This is a genomic window from Paenibacillus sp. FSL L8-0644, assembly GCF_038008165.1.
GTDB classification, from domain to species: domain Bacteria; phylum Bacillota; class Bacilli; order Paenibacillales; family Paenibacillaceae; genus Paenibacillus; species Paenibacillus polymyxa_D.
On sequence record NZ_JBBOYN010000001.1, the window covers coordinates 3,529,553 to 3,542,496 of the forward strand.

A 12,944-nucleotide genomic window follows, 5' to 3' on the forward strand; every position below is an offset into this window, starting at 1 on the left:
AAGTTACCCCTCCTTCCCGCCGGACAGCTTAATCCGAGGATCAATAAACCCATACGCGACATCTGTAATAAAACGCGCTAACATAAGCAAAACACCGTAAAAAATCGTTATCCCCATAATCATAGTGTAATCACGGCTTGTGATACTTTCCACAAACACTTTACCAATACCGCCAATCCCGAAAATCCGTTCAATAACCACAGATCCGGTAATAATATTCGCTGTCATTGGACCTACGTAGGTAACAACTGGCAAAATAGCATTCCGCACAACGTGCTTGAACATGATCGTAATGGATTTCAAGCCTTTAGCTTTGGCCGTTTTGATATAATCTGCATGCAGTACTTCTATCATACTGGAACGCGTCAATCGTGCAATAAACGCAATTGGTTGAGCGGACAAAGCCGCAACAGGCAGAACGTAGTCCATTGGGCCCTCAAAACCCATAACATTAAACAATTCCAACTTTTGGGCAAAAAAGAACTGGATTAATGATGCCAAAACGAAGCTGGGAACCGCAATACCTAGAATTGCCAATATCATCGCTACGGTATCAATGAGTCTACGATGGTACAAAGCCGCCAGCATGCCTAGTAAAATACCGACAATAATGGAGACAATAATTGCTACCAGACCTAATTTTAATGATACCATAAAGGTCTGTCCAATAATGTCGCTCACATCTTGATTCAATTTTTTCATAGAAATACCAAAATCACCCGTAACAATATCACCTAAGTATTTAAAATATTGTACATATACAGGCTTATCCAACCCATACTGTTCCATTAATCGGGCTTGAATCTCAGGAGACGTCGCTCTTTCGCTCATAAAAGGGTTACCTGGAATTGCCTTCATCAGAAAGAACGTCGCAGAGATCAGAATGAGCAAAGAAATAAGCATAAATATAAATTTACTGATCAAATAACGCGCCATCGCCCGTTTACACCCCCCATATTTTTTCGACACCATTCGATTCTATAGAAATAGAGTTGGGTTGTCCAATCTACTTATATGCATGGTTAATTTAATCATATTAAGAAGAACCCTCACACACAAAAAAAACGGGATATATATGGCAGTACCCACATATATATCCCGAAGTAACTCTTCAACTTCAGAATCAAGTATCAGCTACTTACTGTGTTATATAAGCTCTTGTAAAATCAATTGCACCACTAAAATCCAAGGCAACGCCTTTTACATTTGGTTTCGTCAAAGAAGTATTAGAGTAGTAATAAATCGGCAGTAAAACCATATCATCCTGAACAAGAAGCTTCTCTGCTTTCGCAAATATTTCCATGCGTTTTCCTGGATCAGTTTCTGTTTTAGCCGCTTTAATCAAACCATCATATTCAGGATTAGAATATCCAGAATTATTGTTGCCATTACCAGTTGTCCAGATATCCAGGAATGTCATCGGATCATTAAAGTCTGCAGACCATCCACCACGAGCAATTTGGAAATTCAACTTGTTACGTGTTTGGATAAATACGCCCCACTCCTGGTTTTGCGTTTTCACGTCGATTCCCAGGCTTTTCTTCCACATATCTGCAACTGCCAAAGCAATTTTTTGGTGTCCTTCAGTAGAATTGTAGAGTAGAGTGATTGGAGGGAGTGAAGTTACTCCTTCTTCCTTCATACCTTCTTGAAGCAATTTCTTCGCTTCAGCTACATCCTCTTTGAAATAATCATCTTTATGTTCATTACGGTATTCCTGAGATAAACCTTTAATACCCGGAGGTACAAAGCCGTAAGCAGGAATCTCTCCACCCATCGTTACTCTATCAACAATCGGCTGACGTTGAATCGACATTGCAAATGCTTTACGAATTTTAAGATTATTGAACGGTTTTTCGGTGACGTTAAACAAATAGTAATAGGTGCTTGCTATACCTTTAGCCTGGAATTCGTTAGGCATTTCATTTTTCACAGCCATCATTTGGTCTGCAGGAATTTCGCCATTAGGTTTACCTGCATAATCAAGTTGTCCACTTCTGTAAGAAGCGAGTTCTGTTGCACCGCTGTTTACAAGGGACATTGTAATTTTCTTCAGTTTAATTTCGTCCTTACCCCAATAATTCTCGCTTTTGGAAACCTCGATCTTTTGACCTGTCTCCCAAGTCGACAATGTGAAAGGCCCGTTAGTGATCATGCTTTCTTTTTTAGTCGCCCATTTATCATTTCCTTCAACAGACGGATGCACCGGATAATAGGTGTAGAAAGAAGTCAATCCCAGGAAGTAAGGTGTTGCATGTTCCAGTTCTACCTGCAATGTATGGTCGTCAACTGCTTTGACACCTACATCTTTGAAGTCCGTAACTTTAGTACCTTTAAAAGATTTGGAAGTGCTCAGGTTGTAACCCTCAGCATTTTTGATATAGTACAATTGGTAAGCATATGGAGGTGCAGGAGCCGTGGAAGGATCCAATACCCGTTGCCAAGCAAATACGAAGTCGCTTGCTTTGACTGGGTCGCCATTACTCCATTTTGCAGTATCACGAAGCTTGAACGTATAGGTTTTGCCGTCATCGGAAATTTTCCAAGATTCAGCTACGCCAGGAATTTCTTTACCATCAGGGCCCATGCGAACAAGACCTTCATACATTGTTTTTAAAACAGTGTTTGCTTGAGTATCTTGAGCCTGTGCCGGATCAAAAGTTGGCGGCTCGGACAAAAGGTTAATGCGCAAAATTTGTTTGTCGGCCGGAGCCGGCGTAGTCGAGGTGTTTTCTTGTGCGCCCTTACCATTGGTATCGTTCTTGCTGGAGCCGCAACCTGCGAGCAATGCGCCAACTGCAAGAATGAGTGTCAAAAGGACTAAAAAGCTTTTCCTTTTCATCTAGCGTTTTCCCCCTAGTTCTAAAGTGGTATATGTTTATAGATTATACAACCAGCGGTCAAAAAAATCTACATTACATTTCTTCAAATTGAGCTTTTTTTCAAAAAAACATGATTAATTCATATTTTTTCACCATTTCATGTCATGTTATATCACATGATGTTGAATATATTCTTAAATATGCCAACAACAGTCAACAAAATATACGCCAATGTCATTGCTATAAAAGTTAATCTCCAGACCGCTCTACATAATCTTTTACCATCAACCTTCCCTTTTATTCGATTTTGAGCTCCTCCAATTAAACCCAAGGCCAGTAATAGGAGCAGTAGAATCAAATAAAAACCGAATCGAGATGTAAAAATGACGTTAAAGAGTGCTGCGACGGAAAATATCAGAAAAAACGTGGTAATATCCATAGAAGTAAGTAACGATTTCTTTTTTTCCATTTTAAGAATGTAGCGACAAACCGCAAACACGATCAAAAACGGAAAAAAGGGAAGAATACTGAAAGTGATAATAGTACCTTGTATAAGACTCAACTGATCACCCCTCTTTTAGCCGCATACCTTCAATTAATTGCCACAATACCTCATGAGTTGGTGCAGTAACCCCAGCCTGATCTGCCATCTGCACCAGTTGTCCGTTAATTGAAGCAACTTCCGTCATGGACTGTGCAAGTACATCAGCTAGCATGGACGAGTGATTTTCTGCCGTTGACCGGCATACATTTATAATTTGCTCCCACCATGCGTTTTCCCAGTGGATACCATGAGCTTCATACACTTGAATGCCTTCATCGTACAACCTGCGCATCATATGTATTCGAATAGGGTGCGAAAGCAGCTCGCCATTACGAACTCGCCATACCGCCGTCAGCGGATTGATTACAGCATTGATCAACAACTTGCGATACATACCGTTCTCGATTTCTTTCGACAAGCAAGCGTCAAATCCTGCTGCAAGCAGCCGATTTAGCACACATTGGTTAAAATTATTGTTCTTCGACTCCTCCCCTTCCTCCGAACAACCTATTTCAGTAACACCCGATCCTGCATGTACAATAGATGCGACTCCCTGCCTCTTGGCTCCTTCAGTCGTCACAGCAGGATATACCACAGCTTTAGGCCAAGCCTTTCTAATGCGTTCTATATGACCGATTCCATTTTGCAAGCAAACGATTCCTATAGCTCTGTCCATTTGAGCTGCAGGCTGGATCTGTTCTAATACTTCCTCAATCGCCCCCTGTTTGGTCATAAGCATTATCCATCGTGCCGGATCCTGTGAATTTAACCGTTGCCAATCTGCCAATGGCGCTACCTTCAATTTATCTCCGGACACATGTATTGCCACCTGTCCCTCCTTATCAAACACAGTAATTCCTTCATGAGTAATGACGCGTGCCTGCTCAAGTGTACGTGTCCACAGCCTTACTTTTGTACCCGAGGCAGATAACCTCCCGGCAAACAACAATCCCAGCGAACCCGCTCCAATAATATCAATCACCTTTGTATCGTCTCGCTTCCATCTTTTTTTCTACTATATCATATGCACTCTAAAGAAATACAAAAAACGCCAACTACGGCAAAGCGCTAGTTGACGTTTTATTTCAGAATTGCAGAAGTAATCTTGTTACTCAATGCGCTCCAGATTCCCATTGGCGTCCATTTTGAATCTGGATTTAAGCTCTTCCTCATCTTCAGTAATTAGAGCCAAGCGCCGAGCCCGGTCCATAATCTGAATCAGAGCTTTATAATCATCATTCACAACACGATAGTCGGTTTGCACCTCATTCACTTCTTTGGACAGCCGGTCATTAATGGAGCGAAGCTGATTCAATTCTTCTTCCTTTTCCCGTAAATCTTTCTCCAGCATCTTAATCTGCCGATTCGTTTCCTGGACGGATCCCTTCCATTGACGCAAGAAACGAATTACTGCATCAATAGATAATGTATCCTCACTCGTACCATCTGTTCTGTACCCACCTTCAACTGTATCAAGCGAGGCAAAAGCCGCAACCTGTGATACACCTACCGGGTTCTGCTTGCGGATATAACTGCGCTTCTGGCGCTGTGCTTTGGCAATGCTAATTGCTTCATCGTAACGTTTGCGCACGCAACTGTTCCAACGAAAGCCGCATGCTGCAGAGGTTCTTCCTATCTTTTGTCCAACCTCCTCAAACGCAGCAAGCTGCGTTCCACCTTCACGGATATGCCGCAATGTCACCTCCGCCAATATCAAGTCATCTTCCACACTCCATGCATCTTGTCTTATTGCAGTCATGCCTCTAGCCCTCCTAACAACATCCTGAAATAACCGTCTTCATGAACCGATCCTGCCGGTATTTGAATAGGGTATAAAAGCTGTTTATTCATTCCTATGCCTCTCGTAGAGTTCATAGAATCTATTTGATACTAAATTGTATTTCCATTTCTGCAAGAACTCATACGTGAACGTAAACAGTTTCGGGTTTCAAGCATGCTCAGACTGCTGTACAATAAAATGAATGGTTAAAGAAACAGAAAGGATCATATACATTACTATTAGTTTTTTTCGGGAATACACAAAAGGGGAAACCAAATGAACAAACGAATAAAAATCACAATCAGCACCCTGCTGAGCACCATTATGTTGCTAACTTTCATATATGTACGTCCTACTCTAGCCGCTCCCTCCCAAGAAGAAAGTCAGATTTTACAAGATAGCCTGTCGATTGTAGAGATAGACCATGAAATTGAGCGAATCAGTCAGGAGCAACAGACTCTTTTGCAGCGCCAGCAGGAACTGCGAAGTAACCTCACCGTTCAGCAAGAGCAAATGACCATACAACGGAAGCGTGCAGGCTCTGTGCTGCGATCTTATTATATGGGGGAAAGGGACAAGCTGTTAAGTGTGGTGCTAGGGGCAAAAAGTATAAGGCAACTTCTCTCTCTGTACGATTACTACTTGTTATTGATTAGTCACGATCAGGATGTGCTTCAAGAATACGAATCCAATTATCAATCTATGCGAAAAACAGAACAACAAGTCACCCAAGCCTCAATGGAATTGGAGACAGTCAAAACAAGCTTACTGGCTCAACGTAAACGCATTGTCCTGCTTCAGTCGCGTGTAAATGACGGCGTTAACGCCAGTAATGACCCGGATACCCTACGCAAGCTAATTGGCGAAATGACAGCTTATTGGGAGAATGTAGGTGTCTACGAGGTAAATAAACACTTTAAAGCATTAGCTCAAGCTATGCAGGATTTACCGCAATTCATTCAACAACAACAAGGTGCCATGGTTACAAATGGAAAAGTCATTACGATAAGCATTCGTGAAGAGGACTTTAACCGTTTTTTAAAGTCAGAAAATGAATTGTTTAATCACTTCAACTTTACATTTGCGCAGGATCAAATTATGGTAGAAGGCCAACAAGGAACGATGAAATTAAGGGTAGAAGGTCACTACACGGTGGAGAATGAACCAAAAAATTCAATTTTATTTCATGTGGATCGATTAGTATTTAATGGTCTGGAACTACCTGATACGACCCGCAACAAGCTGGAAAGGGATTTTGATCTGGGTTTCTACCCACAGCAGCTTATTTCCTATGTCAAAGCCACAGAAGTACGCACTTTAGCAGGAATGCTTGAAGTTAAGCTCGAATTAAATTTTAAGTAAACTGGCTTTTGCTTGCCTTCAATGTTCTGAATTTTCACGCGTATAAAACAAGACCCCGGGATATTCCCGAGGTCTTGTTATTTGTAATAACGATATGGACTTTATAGCAGATCGGCTGCCAACTGTGCGAGCTTGGAGCGTTCTCCTTTTTCCAACATGATATGCCCGCTAATCCCTTCTTGCTTAAACCGCTCCACTACATAGGTTAAACCGTTGCTGGCTGCATCCAGATAAGGGTGATCAATCTGCTCCGGGTCTCCCATCAAAATGATCTTGCTTCCCTCACCCACCCGAGACACAATCGTTTTAATCTCATGTCGGGATAAATTCTGCGCCTCATCGACTATAATAAATTGCCCAGGTATCGAACGTCCGCGAATATAAGTAAGTGCCTCCACCTGAATACTGCCCAAGCCCATCAAAATTTTGTCGATATCACCTGATTTTTTGGCATCAAACAGATATTCCAGATTGTCGTAGATTGGTTGCATCCATGGACGAAGCTTTTCATCCTTTTCTCCTGGTAAATAACCAATATCCTTGCCCATAGGAACAACAGGTCGAGCAATCAGCAGTTTCTTGAAGCGATGTTCATCCTCTACTTTAAGCAAACCTGCCGCCAGCGCCAGCAACGTTTTGCCCGTACCCGCTTTTCCTGTAATGGTCACGAGAGGGATATCATCATTAAGCAAAAGCTCCAATGCCATCCTCTGTTGAGCATTGCGCGCGCTGATTCCCCATACTGATTCGTTACTCAAGTACAGCGGCTCTAATCGCTCTGCCTCCTGGTTAACTTTCAGTAATGCTGATTTTCCAGTTCCCATTTCATCTTTCAGAATGACAAATTCATGTGGATACAGTGTATAAGGTAGTTCCAGTGACTTGATTAGTAAAAAACGGTTAGAGTAAAATTCATCTATGATGGACGGGTGCACCTGTATTGCCGAGTATCCGGGGTATAGCTCACTTAAATCGCCTGTTCTATCGGAGAGGTAGTCTTCAGTCAGCAGTCCCAATACATCTGCTTTGATCCTGACCAGCACGTCTTTACTGACCAAAACGACCGAACGCGGCTCAGGCTGCTCCTGCTCTTCCAGATGATAATTCAAGGCGACCGCCAAAATCCGGTTATCGTTCGAAACCTCCCCGAACATCTCCTGAACTTTCAAAAAACTTCGGTGGTTCAACTCAACCTTAAGCCTTCCACCTTGGGGAAGTGGAACGCCACTATGCAGATGGCCCACTTCTCTCAACCCGTCCAACAATCGCGATACATTGCGGGCATTCCGTCCAATCTCATCCGCGTTGCGTTTTTTGGAGTCGATTTCTTCCAGAACTACAGCTGGAATAACAACTTCATGTTCTTTGAAGGTAAAAATGGCTTTCGGATCATGCAGCAGCACATTCGTATCCAGCACAAAAATTTTCTTCATTAAATCCCCTCCAAAGCGGCGTGGACAATCTCGTGTTTCATACCTATACCTATTCACCGGGTACCTAATACTTGCTGATTCCCTGAAAAAAGAACCCCAAAGCAGCATAAAACAACGAAAAGTTGTAAGTGAAGATAGCCTCTGAGCCTGTCCATTTTTGAATTTAGACACAAAAGGCCCAGTGATTGCTCACTGGACCTAGACTTGGTTCACTATAACTTTAGACATACCTCAACCCCCTTATGTTATATAAGAGCTTTACTCGCTGCGAGTATAACATAAGCGGGAAGAAATATACATACTCAGGAATTGGAAGAAGCTGCGGTATTGTCGCTTACTTTTTTAGCTAACTCCTCTTGTAGCGCTTGTTTGGCCAAATCGAGCTGTTGCTCATCAATGTACACATACGGGCTACGCCATGTTCCCGCTACCGGATTGTATTTCACATTTTGCTTGGAAATATTCCAATAGGTTTGTACGATATTCTTCATTTGCTGTGACTCAATATCTGTCATCATATTCTTATCAACCGATTTAATAATTGCACTAAACTTGGTCAAAGCGTTAAAGGATTGCATTTGGTCAATTAGAGAATGAAGCACCTGATTTTGTCGACGATTGCGATCAAAATCGTCAGATTCAGCTGTTCTCGGACGACAATTCGATTTGCGGTAGCGAACAAAATCAAGAGCCTGGTCACCGTTCAAATGCTTGGCTCCAGCTGTCAGATTAATATCGGTACCATCTGCACGGTCACGATAACACATGTTTTTATCAACCGTCACATCTACGCCACCCAAATTATCTACTACATCTCTAAAGCCCTGGAAGTTAATAACCGTCACATAATCGATATCAATGTTTAAATATTTGCCGATCATCTTCTTCATCTGTTCTTCAGCAACTTCACCAGATTCTTTTTCTCTAGCCTTAAACACCGGATAATACTCATTCAACTTGCGAGGTTTATATCCATCCATTTCTAGACGCGTATCGCGCGGTAGGGACACGATGGTAGACGATTTAGTATTGGGGTTCAATGTAGCTACCATAATAACGTCGGACAAATAAGTCGGATGATCAGGGCGGTAATCGGTTCCTAGCAATAAGATAGTCAAAGGCTTAGTTTCTGCCAATTGTGTTTTGGGTACTTCCTTGTTGATCCCCGTATCCAAAACTTCCTCTACCTGATTGTAAAGATAGTAGGTATAACCACCTGCTGCTAAAATACCTATAATGAGCAGAAACAAGACAAACTTCATAAACGATCTGAAAAAGCTTTTTTTCTTTTTCGTTTTTTTCGGTTTGGCGGATTTTTTCCCAGTTTGTGTCCGGGGAGGCAATCCGTTCGAAAGATTACTCATGCTTCAACACCTTTTCCTGCGTTTTGAGAAATATAGCTTTCTCCAAGTTTACAATCCTAAAACACACACAGCGGCGCATCCCGTTCCCGGGCGTCGCCGCTGTGGCCAAAGACCAATCCAATCAATTACATATTTGCTTGTGCTGTTTTACGTTGCTTCTCTGCACGCTCGCGTTCACCTTTGTTCAAAATCTTTTTACGCAAACGGATGGCATTAGGTGTAATTTCGCAATACTCGTCATCATTCAGGTATTCGAGCGCCTGCTCCAAAGAGAAGATTACAGGTGTTTTCAGTTTAACTGTATCGTCTTTTGTTGCTGAACGAACGTTTGTCAGTTGTTTTTCTTTACAAATGTTAACGACGATGTCGTTATCACGTGTGTGCTCTCCAACGATCATACCCTCATAGATTTCAGTACCTGGCTCTAGGAACAAAATACCGCGATCTTCTACGCCCAGCATACCATAAAATGTAGAGCTGCCGTTTTCTGTTGACACGAGTACACCCTGATGACGTCCACCTACTTGACCGCCAACAAATGGTCCATAGCTGTCAAACGCATGGTTCATTACGCCATAACCACGAGTCAAAGTCAGGAAGTTTGTAGTGTAGCCGATCAGACCACGTGCAGGGATCAGGAATTCCAAGCGAACTTGTCCGGTGCCGTTATTAATCATGTTAACCATTTCGGCTTTACGGGAGCCCAAACTTTCCATAACTGCGCCCATGCTTTCTTCCGGAATATCAATAAGGAGACGTTCGATTGGCTCCATTTTCTTACCATCAATTTCCTTGACGATAACTTCCGGTTTGGACACTTGCAGTTCGTAACCTTCACGACGCATGTTTTCAATCAAGATACCCAGATGCAACTCACCACGTCCGGATACAATAAAGGCGTCCGGGCTATCCGTTTCATCAACACGTAAGCTGACATCCGTTTCGAGTTCTTTCAGAAGACGCTCACGCAATTTACGGGATGTTACCCACTTACCATCGCGACCTGCGAATGGGCTGTTGTTAACCAAGAAGGTCATTTGCAGTGTCGGCTCATCAATCTTCAGTACAGGCAGCGCTTCAGGATGGTTTGGATCAGCAATGGTTTCACCAATGTTGATATCTTTAATTCCCGCAATCGCTACAATGTCACCAGCGCCCGCTTGATCCGTTTCAATACGTTTCAGGCCTTGGAAGCCGAACAGCTTCTCAATACGCGCCGATTTACTACTACCATCACGTTGCATAACTGTGACTGCTTGCCCCTGCTTGATGATACCGCGGTTTACACGACCTACTGCAATTCGGCCAAGGTATTCGTTATAATCCATCAGTGTTACGAGGAATTGAAGAGGCTCATCTACATTCTCAGTTGGAGCCGGAATATGCTCTACAACTGTTTCGTACAATGCTTGCATGTTATCGTCTTGCTTTTCAGCATCCATGCTGGATGTTCCGTTCAGCGCCGAAGCGTACACAACAGGGAATTCCAGTTGCTCATCATTCGCACCCAGCTCGATGAACAGATCCAGTACTTCGTCAATAACTTCTGCCGGACGAGCCGCCGGACGGTCAATTTTGTTCACTACAACGATAGGCGTCAGATTTTGTTCCAGCGCTTTACGCAGTACGAATTTCGTTTGCGGCATGCAACCTTCGTAAGCATCTACGACAAGCAAAACACCGTCAACCATTTTCATAATCCGTTCCACTTCGCCACCAAAGTCGGCGTGTCCTGGTGTATCTACAATGTTAATCAGATAATCTTTGTAAGTGATAGCTGTATTTTTAGCCAAAATCGTAATACCGCGTTCACGCTCCAGATCGTTGGAGTCCATGGCGCGCTCCTGAACAGCCTCGTGTTCTCTAAATGTTCCGGACTGTTGAAGCAGCTTGTCGACAAGCGTCGTTTTTCCGTGGTCGACGTGGGCAATAATCGCAATATTGCGAATGTTTTCTCTAGCATGCATGGTTTGTATCCATATCCTTTCCGTATATCAAAATAGTGTCTCTATCCTGAAGCAGTGCTGATTCAAGGCTAACAATCGTTCTTTAGGCCCACTCCCTGCCAGCCTTCTATATGTTTCAGGCTTTGTACAGACAGCTTCTCTCTCCGATTCGCGTGAAAACCTTAAAATAAGCGTCAGAAATCATTCCGACGCTCTTATCATATCCATTATATTATAGTTGAAATATGTCATAAAGCAAGACATTATTGCCTGTTCCGTAATTTACCGCCATAAAATCTCATTGCTTGTCGTTTACCATTTGCGTTTGCCGCGGTTGTTTACGACCAACCAGATTCCAGCGCCGATCAGTAAAACTGCAATAACATATATGATACCCGTTCTTAACAGGGTAATGACCAATAAAAACACCGATACCAAGCCCAATATCACGCCCCCCGTATATACATTACGAGAAAGCGAAATATCATTAATGGCGTACTCCCATAATCCAACCGCCACACCTAGAAGTAACAAAGGCCATAAATAGGCCATTAAATTCCAGCCCCAAATATTGCAGAGCAAAAATAAGAAGCCATAAACCGATAAAATCCCTGCTGGCAGCAACATAAAGGGTGAAACTTTACGCTTCATGTACATTGCATGCAGTACGATTCCAGGTATTAAAAACAGCAAAGGCCAAAAGTTTCGTCCCAAGAAGGAGAACGTCCCCAGTTTCCCCAACAAAATAATCAGTCCTACGGCAACAATGCCCACTCCGATCATACGCTCTTTTCCGGAATTCATCGTGGTCTCCTTTGTTTGCTGAATTTGTTTTTAGGTCGCTTAATGTGATTGTTTTTAAGTATATTTTAGCCGATGTTTTCCAAAAAAACTACGTTCAAATATGATGAGCACGTAGCTGACGATATATTCCTGCAATCACAACTGCTGAGGCTAAGAGTCCTGGTAACCATGCATGTATAAGCTCTCCCGTACCTGCTAACCATACACCCAATCGGGGATCACGCAGTAGCATTTCTCCTGCCGTAAAAGCCAGGATTGCAGATCCGAGCAAAACAAGTACAGGGAACCGGTGAAGCCAGATCGCAATTACGTTGCTGCCCCAGACAACTATCGGAATGCTAATTGCAATACCAATGACAATAATGGCGATATCCCCATCTGCTAGTGCTGCAATAGCTAATACGTTATCTAGACTCATCACAAAGTCCGCTACCAGAATCACCTGTATAGCCTTCCATATGGTTGTTTCTGCTCTGACTCCTACATGATCCTCACTCTCATAAAGCAGCTTAAACGCAATCCATAACAGAAGTAGACCGCCTGCCGCCTGAATAAAGGGTATGCCCAGCAAAATGACAGCTACAAAAGTCAAAACACAGCGCAGGAGGACTGCACCGACTGCCCCCCACCATATAGCTTGACTCCGCTGCCTTGCAGGCAAATTTTTGCTCGCCATGGCTATAACAACCGCATTATCACCGCTTAACACCAAATTAATCATTAATATTTTCAACAGCAAAATGATATGCTCCATGTGTACAAACACCCCCATCCTACTTGTATGCGAAATAGGACGAGGCTATGCTTATAAGCTTTGTCAAATAAGTCATCATTTATTAAAAAATGATGTCAAATTCGTTGAGTAAAGACCTTGAAATCAATAACAAAC

General features: G+C 42.8%; 11 protein-coding genes. 1 reads left to right on the forward strand and 10 read right to left on the reverse strand.

The window, feature by feature from the left end:
- Positions 1-3: 3 nt before the first annotated feature.
- The 5 genes from NSS94_RS16005 to NSS94_RS16025 form a co-directional block, all read right to left on the reverse strand.
- On the reverse strand, positions 4-936 hold the full coding sequence (locus tag NSS94_RS16005; protein WP_029517763.1) for an ABC transporter permease: 933 nt from the start codon (positions 934-936) through the stop codon (positions 4-6).
- Positions 937-1,138: 202 nt separating this feature from the next.
- Positions 1,139-2,842 (reverse strand): peptide ABC transporter substrate-binding protein, encoded by a 1,704-nt coding sequence (locus tag NSS94_RS16010; protein WP_341039643.1) that lies wholly within the window; start codon positions 2,840-2,842, stop codon positions 1,139-1,141.
- Between the two features lie 152 nt (positions 2,843-2,994).
- Positions 2,995-3,384, reverse strand: a complete 390-nt coding sequence (locus tag NSS94_RS16015) for a DUF3397 domain-containing protein (protein WP_013311106.1) — start codon at positions 3,382-3,384, stop codon at positions 2,995-2,997.
- Positions 3,385-3,388: 4 nt separating this feature from the next.
- Complete coding sequence (locus NSS94_RS16020) at positions 3,389-4,348, reverse strand: ketopantoate reductase family protein (protein ID WP_341039645.1); 960 nt, start codon at positions 4,346-4,348, stop codon at positions 3,389-3,391.
- A 126-nt stretch (positions 4,349-4,474) separates the two neighbouring features.
- Positions 4,475-5,125, reverse strand: coding sequence for an RsfA family transcriptional regulator (locus tag NSS94_RS16025; RefSeq protein WP_039272257.1), 651 nt, complete (start codon positions 5,123-5,125; stop codon positions 4,475-4,477).
- A gap of 297 nt (positions 5,126-5,422) precedes the next feature.
- Here NSS94_RS16025 and NSS94_RS16030 point away from each other — a divergent pair, with 297 nt between their 5' ends.
- Positions 5,423-6,508 (forward strand): coiled-coil domain-containing protein, encoded by a 1,086-nt coding sequence (locus tag NSS94_RS16030; RefSeq protein ID WP_341039646.1) that lies wholly within the window; start codon positions 5,423-5,425, stop codon positions 6,506-6,508.
- A 101-nt stretch (positions 6,509-6,609) separates the two neighbouring features.
- Here NSS94_RS16030 and NSS94_RS16035 read toward each other — a convergent pair whose 3' ends face one another.
- The 5 genes from NSS94_RS16035 to NSS94_RS16055 all read right to left on the reverse strand — a co-directional run bounded on the left by NSS94_RS16035 (position 6,610) and on the right by NSS94_RS16055 (position 12,809).
- Complete coding sequence (locus NSS94_RS16035; protein ID WP_029517767.1) at positions 6,610-7,941, reverse strand: PhoH family protein; 1,332 nt, start codon at positions 7,939-7,941, stop codon at positions 6,610-6,612.
- A gap of 302 nt (positions 7,942-8,243) precedes the next feature.
- Positions 8,244-9,305, reverse strand: a complete 1,062-nt coding sequence (locus tag NSS94_RS16040; protein ID WP_029517768.1) for an LCP family protein — start codon at positions 9,303-9,305, stop codon at positions 8,244-8,246.
- Positions 9,306-9,430: 125 nt separating this feature from the next.
- Positions 9,431-11,272 carry a translational GTPase TypA gene (gene typA / locus NSS94_RS16045; protein WP_029517769.1) on the reverse strand — a complete coding sequence of 614 codons (1,842 nt, stop codon included), beginning with the start codon at positions 11,270-11,272 and terminating at the stop codon, positions 9,431-9,433.
- A 291-nt stretch (positions 11,273-11,563) separates the two neighbouring features.
- Positions 11,564-12,055, reverse strand: coding sequence for a LiaF transmembrane domain-containing protein (locus NSS94_RS16050; protein WP_029517770.1), 492 nt, complete (start codon positions 12,053-12,055; stop codon positions 11,564-11,566).
- A 94-nt stretch (positions 12,056-12,149) separates the two neighbouring features.
- Complete coding sequence (locus tag NSS94_RS16055; protein ID WP_029517771.1) at positions 12,150-12,809, reverse strand: TerC family protein; 660 nt, start codon at positions 12,807-12,809, stop codon at positions 12,150-12,152.
- Between the last annotated feature and the right edge of the window lie 135 nt (positions 12,810-12,944).